This window comes from Rhodanobacteraceae bacterium, assembly GCA_016713135.1.
Lineage (GTDB): Bacteria > Pseudomonadota > Gammaproteobacteria > Xanthomonadales > SZUA-5 > JADKFD01.
The window spans coordinates 74,875-94,113 of the sequence record JADJPR010000006.1; the positions used below are offsets into that span (position 1 = coordinate 74,875).

6 protein-coding genes are annotated in these 19,239 nt (G+C 67.5%); 3 read left to right on the forward strand and 3 right to left on the reverse strand.

Annotated features, from left to right (window positions below; translation table 11 throughout):
• Positions 1-30 precede the first annotated feature (30 nt).
• The gene (locus IPK27_08115; GenBank protein MBK8067586.1) at positions 31-1,542 is read left to right on the forward strand and encodes a DUF1501 domain-containing protein; all 1,512 of its coding nucleotides are present in this window, start codon (positions 31-33) and stop codon (positions 1,540-1,542) included.
• Positions 1,543-1,664: 122 nt separating this feature from the next.
• On the opposite strand, the gene IPK27_08120 is transcribed toward IPK27_08115, so the two are convergent.
• Entirely contained in the window at positions 1,665-2,120 is a 456-nt protein-coding gene (locus tag IPK27_08120) for a hypothetical protein (protein MBK8067587.1), read from the reverse strand.
• Positions 2,121-2,301: 181 nt separating this feature from the next.
• Between IPK27_08120 and IPK27_08125 the strand changes: the two genes are divergently transcribed.
• Together IPK27_08125 and IPK27_08130 are read left to right on the forward strand one after the other, a co-directional pair.
• Positions 2,302-4,125: a DUF1800 family protein gene (locus IPK27_08125; GenBank protein ID MBK8067588.1), complete on the forward strand. Its 1,824-nt coding sequence runs from the start codon at positions 2,302-2,304 to the stop codon at positions 4,123-4,125.
• Positions 4,126-4,291: 166 nt separating this feature from the next.
• Positions 4,292-5,857, forward strand: a complete 1,566-nt coding sequence (locus IPK27_08130) for a DUF1501 domain-containing protein (GenBank protein ID MBK8067589.1) — start codon at positions 4,292-4,294, stop codon at positions 5,855-5,857.
• Positions 5,858-5,965: 108 nt separating this feature from the next.
• On the opposite strand, the gene IPK27_08135 is transcribed toward IPK27_08130, so the two are convergent.
• Together IPK27_08135 and IPK27_08140 are read right to left on the reverse strand one after the other, a co-directional pair.
• Entirely contained in the window at positions 5,966-7,546 is a 1,581-nt protein-coding gene (locus IPK27_08135; GenBank protein MBK8067590.1) for an Ig-like domain repeat protein, read from the reverse strand.
• Positions 7,543-19,068 carry a DUF11 domain-containing protein gene (locus tag IPK27_08140; protein MBK8067591.1) on the reverse strand — a complete coding sequence of 3,842 codons (11,526 nt, stop codon included), beginning with the start codon at positions 19,066-19,068 and terminating at the stop codon, positions 7,543-7,545. Before IPK27_08140 ends, IPK27_08135 begins: the two co-directional genes overlap by 4 nt.
• Positions 19,069-19,239 lie beyond the last annotated feature (171 nt).

Genomic DNA, 19,239 nt, shown 5'->3' on the forward strand with positions numbered 1-19,239 from the left:
CTCCGCTCTCGATTTTCCCCGGAGCACGCCATGACCACCCATACCCGCCGCACCTTCCTCAAGCGCCTCGGTGGCTGCCTCGCCAGTGGAACCCTCGGCGCGCTGCTGCCGCAACTGGCGCTGATGCCGCGGGCGGTGGCGCAGTCCGCCAGTGGCTATCGCGCGCTGGTGTGCATCTACCTCGCCGGCGCCAACGATTCCTTCAACTGGCTGGTGCCGCGCGACAGCGAGTCGTCCGGCAGCCGCTACGACACCTACAAGTCGAGCCGCGGCGGCGTCTACAGCAGCAGCAACAGCAACGGGCTGGCACTGTCCTTTGCCGACCTGCTGCCGGTGACGCCCGCCAACCAGGCGATCGCCTTCGGCCTGCACCCTGCGTGCGCCGATTTCAGCGTGACCAGCGGCAGCAACTCGCAGGCGCACTCGGGCCTGCGCACGCTGTTCGACAGCGGCAAGGCGGCCTTCGTGTGCAATACCGGGCCGCTGCTGCAGCCGCTGACGCGCGCGGAGTACGACGCCGGCGCGCCACGTCCGGCGCAGCTGTTCTCGCACAACGACCAGGAACTGCTGTGGCATGTCGGCATGGGCACCACCGGAGAGTCGGTGGCGCGCTTCGGCTGGGGTGGCCGGGTAGCCCGCGCGACGGCCGGCGGATCATTGCCGAACGGGCTGTCGCCCACCCTGTCGGTGGCCGGCGCAGCGCGCATGCTGATCGGCGACCAGATCCTGCCCTACCAGGTGTCGTCGGGCGGGGTCGACCTGATCGACAACTACACGACCGGCAGCGCCGGCAACAATTACACCGCGGCGCGCCGGGCGCTGCTCGACGACATCCTCAACGACAGCCACGCGCACAAGTTCCAGCGCGGCTACGCGGGCATCGCGCAACGCTCGCTGGCGGTGGGCGAGAGCCTGGCGACCCTGCTCGACGCCGCGGACGGCAGCGGCAATGTGACCACGCTGTTCCCGAGCGGGAATTCGCTCGCCGATCAGCTGAAGATGGTCGTGCGCATGATCAAGGTCAGCCGCAACTCGCTCGGCGCGCAGCGCCAAGTGTACTTCGTGCGCCTGGGCGGCTGGGACATGCACTCGGGCCTGTTCGATGGCGGCCCGGTGGCGACCAGCGGCCATGGTGCGCTGCTGAGCACGCTGAACCAGGCGATCGGCGCCTACTGGACGGCGCTCGGCGAGATCGGTGCGCGCAGCCAGGTCAGCAGCTTCACGATGAGCGAGTTCGGCCGCACCCTGACCGGCAACGGCGGCGGCTCGGACCACGCCTGGGGTGGCAACCAGCTGGTGTTCGGCGACGCGGTCGCCGGCAACCGCTTGTACGGCACCTATCCCCGGCTGGTGATCAACAGCAATGACACCGCCAATCGCGATTTCAGTCTGAGCCGCGGCCAGTACATCCCGACCACGGCGATCGACCAGTTCGCCGCGACGCTGGCGAAATGGATGGGCGTGACTGACAGCGCGGCATTGAATGCCATGTTCCCATTGCTGCCGAATTTCTCGGGCAGTGACCTCGGATTCATGGGGTAGCAGGTAGCCCGGCGGTACGCGCGCAGCGCGTTCCCCGGGTGCTTGCGACGAGTACCCGCTGAGCCGCTGCGCGGCACAACGGGCTACGCTTCAGCGCAACGAGATCCGCGCGGACCGCTCACTCACTGTCTCTCATCGAAGCCATCGCGCATGAGTACCTCGACCGGCGCACCCGCAGAAATCCAGTCGTACACCAGCGCCTGCAGCGCCAGCGGCAGCGGCGGGCGACCGAAGGGCATCTGGTGGCCGCCGGGCAGTGGCCCGGGCGAGCCGCAATTGAGCTTGTGCCAGAGCAGCGAGATTGTCGGCTGTCCCGGCCACACCAGGGCCACCGTCGGGTCCTGCGCGCTCGGCACCAGCACCAGGTTGTCGCGCGAGAACGGCGGCTCCAGATCCAGGCCCATCGCCGGGTTGCCGCCGTGCTGCACATGGCAGTCGGCGCAGTACTGGTTCCAGATCGGCTGGATCTGCGCTGCGTAGTCGAAGGCATGGGTCTGCGGCTCGGCGCGAAAAGCCGGGTCGCAGGACTCAGGCGGCACTGCCATCGCCAACAGGGTCGTGAGCGACAAGAGGTTCATGGGCGCATTCTCCACTCGTCGGCCGTGCGTGGCATGGGCACGGTGCGCATTTCGCCGAAGCGCGCCCTGATTTCGTCGGAATGAGCAGCGGAAACGCCGGATTGGGATCTTGCGCACTTCGCGTGCGCTTCGGCGCCCGGTAGCGTTTGCACCCATGACCGAGAGCACAGGACCAGGCTTGATGCGCACCATCGACCGTTTCGCATGGCTGTCTGGCCTGTTGATGCTCGCCACGATTGCCAGCGCACAGGATGCCGTGTTCCGCAACGGCTTCGAGGCAGACGTGCCGCAGACGGATGCGCATGCCGCGCGCTTCCTGACGCAAGCCACCTTCGGACCCAACGCAGCCGACATTGCCAACCTGCGAGCCATCGGCTACAGCGCATGGCTGGACCAGCAGATGGCACTGCCGGCGACCGAAAGCCGCCCCTACCTGCAGGCGAAGGCGGTCGAGGGCCTTGCGGTAAGCCAGGGCCAGCGTCTCGATCGCTGGTTTCACAGCGCGGTGGCCGCACCTGACCAGTTGCGCCAGCGGGTGGCTTTCGCCCTCTCGGAGATCTTCGTGGTCTCCGACCGTCCGGACAACCTGACCAACGACTGGGCGGGCATCGCCGAATTCGATGACCATCTGAAGCGCGGTGCATTTGGCAGCTACCGCGACTTGCTGGAGCAGGTGTCGATGAGCCCGCAGATGGGCAAGTACCTGTCGCATTGGCGCAACCGCAAGGCCTCGGCGACGACCCAGCCGGACGAGAACTTCGCGCGCGAGATCATGCAGTTGTTCTCGATCGGCCTGGTCTGGTTGAACCCGGACGGCACGCCGATGCTGCAGGGTGGGGTGCCAGTCCCGACCTACGACCAGAGCGTGATCAGCGAGCTGGCCCAGGTGTTCACCGGCTTCGGCAATCGCTGTCCCACACCGCCCGGCCTGTGCAATTCCTACACCGGCATCACCAATGTGTTCGACAGCTATGAGCCGATGGCCTGTTTCCCGCTGCACCATGACCTGTCGACCAAGTTGCTGCTCGACCTGGATCCGGGCGCTGGCGTGAACCGGGTAACGCTGCCGGCCGGCCCGGCCTGCGATCCAGCGCCGGCGAATGGCTCGGCGCTGCAGACGCAGTGCTTCGCGTATTGCGCCAGCGACCTCGACGGCGCGCTCGACATGCTGGCGAATCACCCGAACGTGCCGCCATTCCTGGCCCAGCAGCTGATCCAGAAGCTGGTCACGAGCAATCCGAGCCCCGCCTATGTGCAGCGCGCGGCCAGCGCCTTTGATGCCAGCGGGCGCAACCTCGGTGCGCTCGTGCGCGCGGTGCTGCTGGATCCGGAGGCGCGCGCGTTCAACCCGGCCGCGGCCGACCTTGGCCAGCCGGCGAACTTCGGCAAGCTGCGCGAGCCGCTGTTGCGCCTGACGGCGTTCTGGCGCGCCTTCGACGCGCAGGCCGGGGTTTGTGCCGGCTCCTGTCTCGACCAGTCGGGCGCACCGCCGACCTTGTCCGAGCTGCGCATGGGCCAGCGTGCCCCCCAGGTGGCCTTCCTGCAGCGGCCGCTGGGTGCGCCGAGCGTGTTCAATTTCTTCGAACCTGATTTCCGTCAGCCGGGGCCGATCGCCAACGCCGGCCTGTACGCGCCCGAGTTCCAGATTTTCGACGAGACCAGCAGCGTGACCGCGGCCAACGAACTGTGGTCGATGGTGTGGCCCGGCTACTCGACGAACGATGGGGCGTTCACGGCGCCGCCGCGGAATGCCTCGATTCCCACGACCACGCTGGACGCGCTGCCGAACGACGCGGCCGGCCTGGTCGATGCGATGAACGCCAGGCTCCTGTTCGGTTCGATGAGCGGCAGCTACACCGCCGGCAACTGCGCCGCGGGCAGCGGCATGAAGGGCACGCTGTACAAGCTGCTCCAGTGCGACATGGCGGCCGCCGACGCCCGGCGCAAGAAGCTCGGCCTGATCCATCTGGTGCTGGTATCGCCGGAGTATGCGGTGCAGCGATGAGTCGGAATCGAAAAACGGAGGACGGGGCGGGGGGCAGGGGACTGACACCGTCGTCCAGACGTCGCTCGTCGAATCCACGATCCGCGGCGCTGTCGTTCATGCCGGCGGGTCGCGTCCCTTGCCCCCTTCCCCTTGCCCCGCTTCTCAAATCCCGGATTCCCGCGCCATGACCACCCACGCCTCCCGCCGCCAGTTCCTCCGCCAGACCAGCGCCGCGCTCTGCGCCGGAGCGGGTGCTGCCCTGATGCCCGGTCTCGGACTGGTCGGCCAGGCTCTGGCTGCCACCCGAGGTGGCCTGCCCGGCTACAAGGCGCTGGTGTGCATCTACCTCGCCGGTGGCAATGATTCCTTCAACCTGCTGGTGCCGCGCGATTCGACCAACCCCGGCTCACGCTACAGCACCTATCGCGATTCGCGCGGGGGGATCTACAACGCCAATTCCAACCCCTTCGGACTGGCGCTCGATTTCAATGCACTGCTGGACCTCGGCACGCCGCCTGGCCAGTCCTCCGCCTTCGGCTTGCATCCCCAGGCAGCCGACTATGTGGTCACGCGCAATGGACAGAACTACAACCACCCGGGTCTGGCGTCGCTGTTCACGCAGCAGAAGCTTGCGTTCGTGGCGAACGTGGGTCCGTTGGTCCAGCCAACGTCGCTGACCGATTTCACCAATGGCGCGCCAATTCCGCCGCAGCTCTATTCGCACAGTGACCAGGAGCTGCAATGGAACCTCGGTACCACCAGTGCCGCGGTCCAGCACGGCTGGGGCGGCAGGACGATGGACCTGATCGATCCAGGTGGCTTGGCGATCCTGTCGCCGTGCATCTCGGTTGCAGGGAGCACCCGCTACCAGGTCGGCAGCAGCGTGTTTCCGTACCAGATGTCGCCTTCGACCGGTGTCACCCAGCTGACCAATTTCTCGGGGGGGTTCAATTTCGGCGACCAACGCCGCGCTGCGCTCGACGAACTGCTTGCACAATCCTCGCCACATCTGCTGACGCAGGAATATCGCGCAGTGCTGACGCGCTCGCGCCAACTGGCAGCGCTGCTGCAGTCCGCGCTCAACAGCAGCGCAGGCCGGATCACCACGCCCTACGACTATGTCGGCGGCACGCCGCCGAATCCTGCCGGCAATTTCTATCCGAACGCCAATGTACGCGTGCTTGGCACCGACTACAGCAACCAGTTGCTCGACCAGTTGCGCATGGTCGCACGCATGATCAAGGTCAGCCGGGATCCGGTGGCCGGCGTAGACCAGTCGCGCCAGATCTACTACGTGCGCCTGGATGGTTTCGATACCCATGGCGACCAGATGGACCTGCACCCCTTGCTGCTGGGGCGCCTGACCCAGGCCATCGGCTGGTTCTGGCAGGCGCTGGGCGAGATCGGCGCGCAGAACGAGGTCAGCCTGTTCACGATGAGCGACTTCGGGCGCACGCTGTCGTCCAACGGCGATGGCACTGATCACGCGTGGGGCGGCGTGCAGTTCGCGGTCGGGGGCGCCGTGTTGGGCGGCCAGATCTACGGGCGCTATCCGCTACTGGTGGCCAACAGCAACAACAATGCCCAACAGGACTGGAGCTTTGGCCGCGGGCAGTACATCCCGAGCACCGCGAGCGACCAGATGGCAGCGACGCTCGCGCGCTGGCTCGGCGTGGGCGCGGGTGACCTTGGCACGGTGTTCCCGAACCTGGGCAATTTCAGCGGGCCGCTGGGGTTCCTCCCGGCCTGAAGCGACCGCGTAGGTCGGTGTATCGCGCAGCGATTCACCGCCGGAGCTTGCGCAAGCACCCGGGGGAACGCGCTGGCGCGAGTACCCCGGGCTACGCGGGGTGCTCGGTCAGCGCAGCTCCGCCGTCTCCAGCATCCAGCCCGCTGCCGTCTGCCGCGCGCTCCAGCTCAACGTCGGCTCGCCGGGCAGCGCTGCCCATGCACCCAGGCGCAACTTGCCGCTGGCGGCGCGCTTGGCCACGGCGTACTGGATTGCCGCCTCGTGCAGCCGCGCGTAGACGCGGACCGCCTCGCCGTTGGCATCGGTCAGCCTGAGCACGATGGTCGCGTCATCGCCCAGCGTGCGCCCGAGTACGATCGCCGGGATGCGCACGCTGCCGGTGGGCGCGTTCACCTGCGGGTCCTCGAAGCCATTGGCGAACAGCCCGTCGAGCAAATCGGTGTCGGTCGCGCTGTTGTTGCCCAGCACCGGATCCTCGATGGTGGTGTCCGCCGGCAGGGTGATCGCCGCGGTGTTGGCGATGCTCGCCGGGCTGCCGTCCACGTTGCCGTAGAAGGTGAAGTTCAGCAGGCCGCCGACCGGGAAGCTGGCGATGGTGACATCCAGGTTGCCCGTGCCGCCGGTCACCGGACAGGCCACACCACCAGAGGCGTCGCAGGTCCAGGTCACGTCGATCAGGCCGGCCGGGATGGCGTCGGTGATGCGGATATTCGCTGCCGCGTCCGGCCCAAGGTTGCGCACGATCACCGAGTAGACCAGCAGATCGCCGGGCTCGTAAGTCGGCACGCCGTCGCTCTTGGTCAGCGACAGATCGGACAACGCATACACCAAGGTCTGCGCATTGCCCGCGCCGCTGCTGCTCGAGCCGCTGAAGTTGCCATCGCCGGCATAACTGGCGCTCACCGTGCGGTTGCCGAGGGCGTCGAAGCTCAGGTCGCAAGCGGTCGCCGGCAGCGTGGCCGTGCAGCTGGCCGATCCGCTGCTCAGGGTCACCGTACCGGTCGGCGTGCCCGCACCCGGCGCGTTGACGCTGAGGGCGAAGCTGAAGCTCGTCGGCTGGTTGATCCGGCTACGGGTCGGGCCGGTGACGCTGATGCTGGTGCTGGCCGGATCGACCTGGTGGCTGGTGGTGCCGCTGCTGTCGCCGAAGGCCGTGGTCGCGGCGGTGTAGCTCGCGGTCAGGGTCTTGGCGCCGGCGGTGGTGCTGGTCAGGGCGCAGCTCGCCGTCGCGTTCGGCGCGGTGCCTGCCGTCAGCGTCACCGGACCGCAGCTCGCGCTGCCGTCGCTGATGGTCACCGTGCCGCTGGGCGACAGCGTCTGCGCCGCCACCGTGACGCTCACCGTGTACGGCTGGCCGACCACGGACGGATCGGGCAGATCGGAGGTGATCGTGGTCGTGGTCGGTTGCTGGTCGTCGTCCTCGATGGTGCCGGTGCCGGTCAGCATGCCCGGCGTGGCATTGGCGATGCCGGTCAGCTTGACGCTGAAGGTCTCGTTGCCTTCGAAGGTGGTGTTGCCGTTGATCGTCACCGGAATGGTCAGGCTGCTATCGCCGGCCGGAATGGTCAGGCTGCCGGACGGGATGGCCACGTAGTCGTTGTCCGCCACCGTCGCGCTGCCATCGGCCGTGGCCCGCGTGAAGCTCACATCGCGACCGGAGACCGCCGACAGGCTGACCGTGAAGGTCATCGTGCTGGTGCCGGCATCGCCTTCAGGCTGGCTCGGGCTGGTGATCGACAGCGTCGGCGTGGCGTCATCGTCGAGGATGGTGCCGGTGCCACCGCGGTACCGAGCGTCACGTCGCCGGTGGCGGTCAGGCCCGAGAGCGTCAGCGTGTAGGTCTCGTCGTCCTCGTCCAGCGCGTCGCTGGCGATGGCCACGTTGACCGTTTGCGCGGTGGTGCTGCTGGCCGGGAAGCTGACCGTGGCGCCGCTGATCGGCGTGTAGTCCGCTGCGGTCGCCGTGCCGTTCGCGCTGTTCAGCGTCAGGGTCACGCCGGAGGCCACCGGGTTGCTCAGGGTCACGCTGAAGGCCATCGGGGTGCTGCCTTCCAACTGGCTGAGCGCCGCCAACGCGAAGCTCACCACGGCGCTGTCGTTGTCCGTGATGTCGACATCGATCCCGGCCACCGTGATGCCGCTGTAGTTCGGATCGCTGCTGCTGGTCGAGTGCGTGATCGCCACGCTCTGCGGGCCTTCGACCACGGCATCGTCGGTCGCGGTCACCGTGACCGTTCGCGCCACATTCCAGTTAGCGCTGGTGAACACGAGGTTCGGCGGCGACAGGCTGAGTTGCGCGCCAGCGCCGAGGATCACCGCGACATCGCTGGTCGGCTGGCTGGTCAGAACCACCGTGTAGGTATCCGTCGCGCCGCCCTCGGTGACCGCGGTGGTACCGCCAGATTGCGTCACCGTCACGTCCGCGCGGTCGATGATCGCCACCTGCACCCCGATCAAGTTGGGCGTGATGGCGGCAAAGTCGGCATCGCCGGTGAAGATCAGGCCGACGGTGGCCGAGTGCGGTCCCTCGGAGGCGCCATCGTCCACCGCCGTCACCGTGACGGTCTGCGGGACGTTCCACTGGGCAGGCGTGATCACCAGCGGATTCGGCGCAAAGTTCACCTGGGTGCCGACGTCGAAGGTGATGGTGACGGTGCTGGCGGGCTGGGCAGTCAGTTCCAGCGTAAATGAATCGCCCGGACCGCCCTCAGTGACCACCGTCTCCCCCGCAGATTCGGTGATGACGACACCTGCGACGTCGTCATCGACCAAGGTGACCCGATGCAGGCCGCTTGCCGATGCGTTGGTCGCAGTCGTGGTCAGCGCACCGAACCCCAACTGGAAGGTGTGGTTGCCTTCGATCAGTCCGTCGTTGACCACTGTCACGTCGATGTTGCGCGTATCGCCATCCGCGGTGCCTCCGAGGAAACTCAGTGACGTGGTGGTGAGTTGGTAGTCGGTTGGTGTGGTCGCTGATTCGGCCGTCTGCTGCACGCTGACAGCGATATCGACACCCAGCGCTGCCGGGCCTGTCCCGGTGCCGGAGATGGCCAGCACGACGGGGACGCCAGTGGTGCCGGCGGACTCGCCCACACTGCTCGTCGACGCCACGAAGGTGATAGCGGCGCTGTCGTCGCTGAGGATTGAATAGCTGTTGCTGGCGCTGGTGGTGGCAAGCCCGCTCTGGATTTCCAGCGAAAGGGTGAAGGTTTCCGTGGCTTCGACCAGACGGTCGTCGGTGACGGAGGCCTCGGCACTGTTCGCCACCGTATCGTGGCTAGATCCGGCCGGAAACACGAAGCTGCCGGACACTGCCACGTCGGCGGCACCGGCCGTGCCCAGGGTAAGATTCATGGTGGCAACGACCTGCGCTGCGATAGTCCCACCCGGCGCTCCATTGGCCGTGACCTTGAGCGTCGCGCCAGGCGAGAACACCGCCCCTTCCACGACGCTGAAGCCGCTCGAAGCAAGAATGATCTCGGCGGTGTCGTTGTCGCTGATCGTCGCGGTCACGGCGGCCACGCTCAGCCCGTTGTAGCTGGCATCGGCGCTGGTCACCGAGTGGGAGACGCCCGCACTGTGCGTGCCCTCGACCACGGTGTCATTGGTCGCCGTCACGGTCACCGTCCGTGGCACATTCCAGTTCGCAGGGGTGAACGTCACCGAGGGCGCCATCGTCAGTTGCGCGTTCGGGTTGATCGCCACCGTCACGTCCGCCGTCGGCTGACTGCGAAGCACCAGCGTATAGGTGTCCGTTGCGCCGCCTTCGGTCACCGCAGTGCTGCCGTCGGACTCGGCCAGGATCACCCCGGCGGTGTCGTCGTCGCTGTTGCTGACACCTACATCGGTCGCATTCACGCCGTTGTAGCTGCTGTCCGCGCTGGTCGCCGCCGCTGTCACGACCGTGTAGGCGACAGTGCCGTCGACGATCAGATCGTCGACGCCGGTCACCGTCACCGTGCGCGCCACATTCCAGTTGACCGCGGTGAACACCAGACTGGTCGGGGCGACGCTGCCTTCTGTGGCGTCGCTGCTGCTGAGGCCGATGGTGACATCGGCGGTCGGCTCGCTGTTCAGCACCACCGTGAAGGTCGCCGTACCACCGGCTTCGGTGGTGACCAGACCTGCGGTCGGGCTGACCGTGATGCCGACGATGTCATTGTCGCTGTTGCTGACACCGACGTCGGTCGCATTCAAGCCGTTGTAGCTGCTGTCTGCGCTGGTCGCCGCTGCCGTCACGATCGTGTAGGCGACGGTGCCGTCCGCGATCAGGTCGTCGATGCCGGTCACCGTCACCGTACGTGCCACATTCCAGTTGCCGCTGGTGAACACGAGGCTGGTCGGCGCGACGCTGCCTTCGGTGGCGTCGCTGCTGCTCAGGCCGATGCTGACATCGGCGGTCGGCTGGCTGTTCAGCACCACCGTGAAGGTCGCAGTACCACCGGCTTCAGTGGTGACCAGACCTGCGGTCGGATTGACCGTGATGCCGGCAATGTCATCGTTCTGGATCGTGCCCTGGCCCTGGCCGTCCAACACGCCCGCCCCGACCACGTTGCTCACATTGACGACGAAGGTCTCATTGGCCTCGGCCACGACATCACCGTTGACCTGCACCGAGAAGGTGTAGTCACTGCTGCCCGCCGGGATGCTCTGGCCGGTCAGCGAGCGAGCCTGGTAGTCACTGCCAGCTGTCGCCGTGCCGTTTGCCGTCGCAATATCGAAACTGACGCCGCCCGCCAGCGCCGGGCTGGACAGACTCACAATGAAATCGAACTGCGTGGTGCCGCTGTTGCCCTCGCTGAGGCTGACATCGGAGATGCTCAACTGCGGCAAGGTCGACAGCGTGGTGGTGTCGGTTGCGCTGTTGTTGCCCGGCGTCGGGTCAGTCACCGCCGAAGTCACCGTCGCCGTGTTGCTTAGCGTCCCCGTCGCCGCCACGTTGATCGTGCCGGTTGCCGTGAAGCTCACGCTGCCGCCCGCCGGCAGGCCCACGGTCGCATTGAGGTTGCCACTGCCCGAAGCCGGGCAGGTCGCGCCGCCCGCGCCCACGCAGGTCCAGTTGACGCCCGTGATGCTGGCCGGGAAGGTGTCTGCGACCGTCGCACTGGCCACACTGCTCGGACCGGCGTTGCTCGCCACGATGGTGTAGCTGATCCCCGAGCCCGGGATCGCCGCGGTCTGGCCGTCGGTCTTGGTGATGGAGAGATCGGCTTGTGGCGTCAGGGTTGTGCTGTCGGTCGCGCTGTTGTTGCCCGGAACCGGGTCGCTGACGGCCGAACTCACCGTCGCCGTGTTGCTCAGCGTCCCCGCCGCCGCCGCGCTGATCGTGCCGGTCGCCGTGAAGCTCACGCTGCCGCCCACCGGCAGGTTCACCGTCGCGTTGAGATTGCCGCTGCCCGATGCCGGACAGCTGCCGCCACCGGCGCCCACGCAGGTCCAGCTCACGCCCGTGATGTTGGCCGGGAAGGTGTCCGCCACCGTCGCGCTGGGCACTGCCAGCGGACCGGCATTGCTGGCGGTGATCGTGTACGTGATCGACGTCCCCGGCACATCGGTGGTCCGGCCGTCGGTCTTGGCGATGGAAAGGTCGGCCTGGAACGGGGTGTCGGTTTGCCGCTCGTATGCGCCCATGTCGACGATCGGGGCTGTTCCGAGCCCGGTGTCTGGCACCCCGGCATCGTTGTAGCGCCGCGGATTGCCGGCGAGGTCGGGGGCTTCGTCGGTCGTGCTGGCGTTGTCGTTCAGATCGAAGGTATCGACCGGCACCTGCGCGTTGTTGCCAGCATCCGTCGCCGGGCTCGAATCCTGCAGGCGGTAATCTCCCGAGGTGGTCGGCGCCGATGCCGAAGCGACCGGCGCAACGAACAACGGATCGACGGACAGATTGCCGGTCCCCGCAAAACCACCCTCGACGATGGTGTGGGTGATGGTCGCGCCAGTCAGCACGCTGCTGCCGCTGTTGCCCCACAGGATGCTGTTGCCGATGGTCAGCGTGCCGCCATTGTTCAGGATGGCACCGCCAGAGGTTGCATGGTTGCCGGCGATCGTGCTGTTGCTGATCGTCAGCGTGCTGCCGACGTTGTTGAACAGCGCACCCGGCGACGTACCAGCCCTGTTGCCGGTCAAGGCGCTGTTGCTGATGGTCATTTGACCGGCAGAGTTATTCGAGACCGCGCCAATGCCACTCGCCGCGCTGTTGCCGGTGAAAACGCTGTTGGCGATGCGGGTGGTGCCGCCGAAATTCTGCACCGCCCCGACCGACGTGGAGGTGTTGCCGGAGACTGCGCTGTCGATGATGTCGAGCGCACCGTTGGCATTGTAGATGGCGCCGTTGCCGGCGACCCCGCTGGAGCTGTTGCCGGAAATCGTGCTGCCGATGATGGTTGCGGTCGCATTGTCGTTCATCAGGAAGCCGCTGTTCTGGCTGGCGCTGTTGCCGGTGAACTGGCTGTTGATCGCCATCACGCTGCCCAGGTTGTAGATCGCGCCGCCGAATCCCGCGCCATTCCCGGAGAGCGTGCTGGCGCGGAGGGTCAGGATGCCGCCATCGTTGTAAATGGCCCCTGCATTGGAAAGATTCCCGAGGCCGCCGCCCGACAAGTTCACGCCATCCAGAACGAGACTGCCGGTGGACGAAACCGCCAGGAAGCGGAACTGCGGTGCGCCGCTGTCGCGGGTGACGGAGCCGTTCTCGAGCGTGATTTCGGTCGTGACTTGCGGCAGACCTGTGGCGCCGGCGTAGTCCGCGAAGGCATCGCTCAGAGTGACCGTCTGCGCGTTCAGGTCGATGCTGTCGGCCGTGCCATTGAGATTCGCGCACTGGATGGCCTGGCGCAGGCTGGCCACCCGCGCCGCGTTGTTGGCTCCCGCCAGCGTGTAGGGGAAGGTGAAGCCGGTGCAGGTGCCGCTCACCGCCACCGTCACCGAGCTGCTGCAGCGCGCCGCCGCCGGGCAGGTCGAATCCCCGCCTCCGCTGACCGTTGCCGTGTTGGTGATGCTCGCCGCGGTCGCGACACCCGGCGTCACCGGGATCACGAAGCCGGCGCTGCCGCTCGCCGCGAGACCCGCTGGCACAGTGCAAGTCACCGTCTGGCCGGCCGCCGCGCAACCTGCGGGCAGCGTGCCGATCGTCAATCCGGCGGGAATCGTGTCGGTGATCGTGCTGGCGGCCGTCGTGGCGGCCGTGCCGGTGTTGCTCAGCTGCAAGGTGAAGTTGGCGGGCGTGCCGACCGTAAAGCTTGGGCCACTGGCCGTCTTCGTCAGGGTCAACTGGGGCCGATTGACGGCCACCGTCACCGAACCGCTGCAGCGCGCCGCCGCCGGGCAGGTCGAATCCCCGCCACCGCTGACCGTCGCCGTATTGGTGATGCTTGCCGCGGTCGCGACACTCGGCGTCACTGGGATCACGAAGCTGGTGCTGCCGCTGGCCGCGAGGCCCGCCGGCACCGTGCAGGTCACCGTCTGGCCGGCCGCCGTGCAGCCTGCCGGTAGCGTGCCGATCACGAGTCCTGCTGGAATTGGGTCGGTGATCATGCTGGCGGCCGTCGTTGCGGCCGTGCCGGTGTTGCTCAGCTGCAAGGTGAAGCTGACCGGCGTACCGACCACGAAACTGGCGGCACTGGCCGTCTTGGTCAGCGTCAGCTGCGACAGCGTCGAGTTGGTCTGCTTTTCGAATGCGCCGAGGTCGACGATCGGTGCCGTGCCGCTACCGGTGTCGGTGACGCCGGTGTCGTCGTAGCGACGCGGATTGCCGGCGCGGTCGGGGGCGTCTTCGGTGGAGTTGCTGTTGCCGTTGACGTCGAAGCCGTCCGCCGGGACGTTGGCATTGGCGCCGGCATCGATCGCCGGGCTGGTGTTCTGCAGCGCGAAGTTGCCCGCCGTGCTCGGCGTGGCCGACGCTGTCAGCGGGGTGGTGAACAGCGGATCGCTGTCGAGCGCACCGAACAGGCCGCCCGCGACAATGCTGTTGCTGACCGTGTTGGTGCTGGAGGCGGCCGCATTGACGATCTGCGCCGCCGCCGTGCCGGCATTGCCGTTGCCCCAGACGATGCTGTTCTGCAGGATCAGATCGACGCCGGAAGTGGCATCCCCGGCGATGCCGCCGGTCCGAGCGCTGCCGGTCGCGTAGTTCCCGGTAACCGTGCTGTTGATGATCCGCGCGTCGTTGGCCGTGATGGAACTCAGATACATCGCTCCACCGCCATTGCTGGTGGTGTTGGTCGCGACATTGCCGGACAGCACGCTGTTGGCGATGACGATCGGACCATTCTGTGCGGACAGGGCGCCACCGCGCCCGGCACTGTTGCCATGGACGGTGCTGTTGACCAGGTTCAGCGCACCACTGGCGAAGATCGCGCCGCCGCTGCTCGCCGTGCTGCCCACGGCGCCGCTGAGCGTGCTGCGGACAATGGTGAGCGTGCTGCCGGTATCGGAGCTGATCAGGCCGCCGGTATCGGCATAGGCCGTGCCGCCGCCATTGGTCAGGCTCATGTCGCGCAGCGTCAGGTTGCCGGTGCCGTTGACGTTGAGCAGGCGGAATTGATTGCTGCCGCTGCGGGTGATCGTCCCGTTGCGCAGCGTGATCGGGCTGCGAATGCTGACCAGACCCGTCAGGCCGCCGGCATCCACTGCCGACTGGGTCAGCGTGACGGTCTGGCCGTTCAGGTCGATCAGATCCGCAGTCGCTGCGGTGGAGTTGGCGCAGTCGATCGCCGCGTTGAGGGTCGCGGGCGTGTTGTCCGGCAGGGTGTACGGGAAAGAGATCGACCCGCAGGCGTCGATTTCCACCGCGCCCACATCACAGGCCGGTCCGACCTGGCGCGGCTCGCCGCGCTGATCCACCGTCAGGTTCAGATTGGCCGGTCCGCACAGGTTGGTGCTGTCGGCATTCACCACATTGCTGTGCGGGGCCGGCAGATGCGTCTGGGTCGGGCCGCCGTTTGCGGCCAGCGTCGTGTCGATGAATTGCGGAGTGGCCACGCGTCCCGGGCAGAAAGTGTCGGCCGCGTAATTGCTGGTGCCGGTGAAGGTGGACCCGGACGCGGTGCATTCCCGCGCAGTGCCGCCGCCGGTGCGCACATTGTTGGCGATCACCGACGCCCGCAGGTTGACCGTCGAACTGCCGGTCGCGTGAACGATGCCGACCGTGGACGCACTGGTCCCGTTGTCATGGCCCGAGAAGGTGGTGAAGGCGATGTTGGCCTGCGCCGCAGCGAACACACCGATGGCATCGGGGGAGGCGCTATTGCCGGAACTGTTGCCACTGAAGGTGCTGTTGCGGACGTTGATCACCGCACCCGTGCCGGTGATGAAGATCGCACCTGGCCCGCCGCTGCCCACATTGCTGGCCAGCGTGCTGCCGGCGAGGGTCACGGTTGCGCTGACGCCCGGCGAGAAATACAGCGCGCTGCCGCCCAGAGAAGTGTTGCCGCTGAGCGTGGAGTCGACAATGGAGACCGTCGCGCCACTCTGCAGCGCCGGAATTGCGATGGCACCACCGCCCTGGGTGCTGCGGTGACCGGACATCGTCACGCCGGTCAGGAACAACGAGCCTTGCGAGGACAAACCGCCGCCCAGGCTGGCGTAGGTCGTACCACCACCATTGCTCAGGGTCAGATCCGTGAGCCTCAGGGTCGCCGCCGTGGACGCGCTGAGCAGACGGAACTCGCTGGCACCGCTGCGGGTGATCGTGCCGTTGCGCAGCGTGAGGTCGGTGGTGACCTGCGGCAGGCCGGTGGCACCGGTGTAGTCCGCGAAGGAACTGGTGAGGGTGACGGTCTGGCCGTTGAGGTTGATGATGTCGGCCGTGCCATTGGCGTTCGCGCATTCGATGGCCTGAGTCAACGTCGCCGGCAGATTGTCCGGCAGCGTGTACGGGAAGCTGATCGCGGCGCAGGGGTCCGCGTCGTCGTTCTGGATCGTGCCGGTGGCGCTGATCGGCGATCCCACCGTGTAGCCGCTTCCCGAAGCGACGCTCAGGATCACGGTTTCATCCGGTTCGACAGTGGTGTCCCCGGTGGGATCGATGGTGATCGTCGCGGTGCTCGAATTGGACGGGATGACCAGCGTCGCGATTCCACCACCGGTGTAGTCGCCGCCGCTGGTCGCGGTGCCGGCCGTGCCGATATTGACGGTGGTGGCGGTTGGCAGGCTGGGACTGCGGGTGACGGTGTAGGTCAGGTTGCCGGCGCCGTTCTCCAGCACGCTGGCCGGGGTGACTGCGATGCTCACCGTGGGCAGGGTCGAATTGGTCTGCTTCTCGAAGGCGCCGACATCGACGATCGGCGCGGTGCCGCTGCCCGTGTCGGTGACGCCGGTGTCGTTGTAGCGGCGCGGATTGCCATCCCGATCCAGGGTGGTGCCGCCCGGAATCAGGGCATTGTTGCCGGCGTCGACTGCACTGCTGAGATTGCCGAGCCGATAGTCCCCGAGCGCGTTGGGTGCGGCGGCAGCGCTCTGCGGATTGACAAACGACGGATTCACGCCAACCAGGCTGGACTGGTTGGTGGTGGTACCGCCGATGTCGTTGGTCGCGGGGAATACCGTGGACTGGTTGCCGAACAGCAGCGTGTTGGAGAGCACTGCCGGCGAGTCACTGTTCTCGTTGCGCAGGCCGCCGCCCTGGTCATTGGTAAGGTTGCTGGCGATGGTGCTGTTGTTCAGCGTCAGGATCCCGGCATTGTTGTTGTAGATGCCGCCACCCTGCACCCCCCGATTGCCGGAGATCAGCACGTTGGTGATGACCACGGTGCCGCCGGTGTTGGCGAGTGCACCGCCCACGCCACCGCCGGCCGTGTTGGTGGAATTGCCGTTCAGCGTGGACCGGATCAGGCTGATGGTGCCGAAATCGTTGTAGATGGCACCGCCATCGAGTTCAGAAAAATTGCTGCTGATCACGCTGTCGGTGATGTTCAGCGTGCCGCTGTTGAAGACCGCACCGCCACCGCCGGCCCCGCCCGGCCCAAAGCCATAACCATTGCTGAGGGTCAGCTGCACCAGGTTCAGCGTGCCGGCCGGCGCCACGTTCACCAGGCGGAACTGGCTGCCACCGGTGGGTCGGGTCAAGGTGCCGCCGGTCAGGGTCATGCTGCTGGTGACCTGGGGCAGCGCCGTGGCGCCCGCGTAGTCGCCATGGGCGTCGGTGAACGAGAGCGTCTGGCCATTGAGGTTGATGCTGTCGGCACCTGCACCGTTCGAATTGGCGCATTGCATGGCCTGGCGCAGGTTGGCCACCCGCGCGGCATTGTTGGCACCGGTCAGCGTGTAGGGAAATACATAGGCGGCGCAGGGATCCACGAAGGTCAGCACCACGTCGTTGCCGTCGCCGCCGTTGTAGCTGATGGTCAGACTGACGCCGTTGAACAGCACAGTGCCGCCGTTCGGCAGGCCGGCAAAGGTGCCGGTGATCGCGTCGCTGGCGTCGTTGTCGATCAGCACGAAGCTCTGCCCGCTGCCGGGCACGAAGGCGCCGGACAGCGCCAACGTGGCGCCGCCCAGATTGACCGTGCCGGTGACGTCGAGCTGGTCGTATTGCGTGGCGACGGTCGCGCCGGTGATCTCGGCGGCGAAGGTGGCGCCGGCCGTCAGCGCCATGTTGACCGTGTTGAGGCGCCCGGGCGCGCCCTGGCCCGGCGCCAGGGTGCCGCCGCTCGCCACGCTGGTGGCGCCGCCGAGCGTGCCGGTGCCGGCCAGAGTGGCGCCACTGGCCACGCTGATCGCGCCGGTGCCCACGGAACTGCCGTTGACTTGCAGCTGGCCGGCCGCAACGGTGGTCGGGCCGACATAGGTGCTGGTGCTGTTCAGCACCAGGGTGCCCGGACCCGATTTGGTCAGGCCGCCGCTGACCAGCGGATCGCTGCCGCCGCTCAGGGTCTGGCTGGATGCCACGGTCACGGTCTGGCCGGTGGACACCGTCCAGGTCAGGTTGCCGGCCAGGAAGGCTGCGGTGCCGAGGCCCAAGCCACTGCCGGCGCTGGGACCCGCGCTGCCGGCCAGGACGGAGCCGCCGCTCATACCGCCGCCGACGACAGTGAGGGTCGCGCCCTGGCGCACGAACACAGCGCCGCCGAGCCCGGCCCCACCGCCACCGCCCTGGTAGTTGGCGGCGCCGCTGCCGCCGCCGAAGCCGGCTGCGCCACCGTTCTGCCCTGCACCACCGCCACCTGCGAAGCCGCCGGCACCGCCGGAACCCGCCCCGGCCCCACCGCCACCGCCGCCATAGCCGCCGATGCCACCCACCTGGGTGTTATTGCCGCCACCCGCGCCGCCACCACCGCCGAAAGCACCGTTGCCGCCTTTCCCGGCGCCGCCAGGAGGGCCAACAACGGTGGCGGTTTCGCCGCCCGGGCCGCCGCCACCGCCATTCTGATTGGCGCCCGAGCCACCACCGCCGCCGCCGTTTGCGCCGCCAGCACCAACGCCAGTACCCGCCCCCGCGCCGCCGGCGGTTGCGCCGGCCAACAGGCCAGAACTACCGGCGCCGCCAGACCCGACACCGCCATTGGCGCCCAGGCCCAGGCCACCGCCACCGCCGGCATTGTAGCTGCCGCCATTGCCACCGTTGCCGCCCATACCGCCACCGCCACCGGAGCCCCCCTCGGCCACGGCCGCGCTGACGTTGCCGCCGTTTCCGCCGGTCGCGCGGTTGGTCAGCAACTGCACGTTGCTCAGCGTCGCATTGCCTTCGTTGACGAAGACCGCCCCGCCGAGGCCGGCCCCGCCGCCGCCAGCGCTCCACCCGCCGTTGATGCTGCTCCCGTTGCCGCCGGCACCGCCGCGCGCATTGCCGTCCTGCAGCGTGAGATTGGAAATGCTCCAGGTCGCGCCGGGGGTGGCGGTCAGTCCGCTGCCGTCGCTGCCACGCACGCCGAGGAAGAAAATGCGATCCCCCGTGGTGGCGGAGGACGAACCGCCATCGATCACGATGGCACCCTGGCCGCCGTTGGCGCCGTTGATGCTGATCCCGTTCGGATTGCGCAGCACCGGCAACGCGCCGGCCAGGTTGATGGTGCCGCCGCCGGCAATGTTGAAGGTGATCGTTGCGGCACTGCCCGATGCATTTGCAGTGTTCAACGCCGCGCGCAGGCTGCCGGCCGGTGGCGACGCCACGTTGTCCGCCAGACTGGTTACCACCTGCGCCGCCAGCGGCATGCCCAGGGACAGCAGAGCCAGCCCGATGACCAGCCGGCGCAGCCTCACGACCCACAACATCATGCGACCGGAGTGCGACGGCGAGAGATTGTTCATTTGCGGCAAGCCCTGAATGGCGAACGGGTCGGCAGGCGAATTGCCACGCGGCAACTGCGTGGCGCCCGGGAGCATGAACTCAGGCGCGAATCGGACATAGACAGGATTCGGCCATCGACAGGCACAAATCGGACTTTT

Coding starts and splice junctions, on each gene's coding strand:
- IPK27_08125 (MBK8067588.1), top strand. CDS start 2,302: ATGCGCACCATCGACCGTTTCGCATGGCTGTCTGGCCTGTTGATGCTC.
- IPK27_08120 (MBK8067587.1), bottom strand. CDS start 2,120: ATGAACCTCTTGTCGCTCACGACCCTGTTGGCGATGGCAGTGCCGCCT.
- IPK27_08115 (MBK8067586.1), top strand. CDS start 31: ATGACCACCCATACCCGCCGCACCTTCCTCAAGCGCCTCGGTGGCTGC.
- IPK27_08140 (MBK8067591.1), bottom strand. CDS start 19,068: ATGATGTTGTGGGTCGTGAGGCTGCGCCGGCTGGTCATCGGGCTGGCT.
- IPK27_08135 (MBK8067590.1), bottom strand. CDS start 7,546: ATGACCTTCACGGTCAGCCTGTCGGCGGTCTCCGGTCGCGATGTGAGC.
- IPK27_08130 (MBK8067589.1), top strand. CDS start 4,292: ATGACCACCCACGCCTCCCGCCGCCAGTTCCTCCGCCAGACCAGCGCC.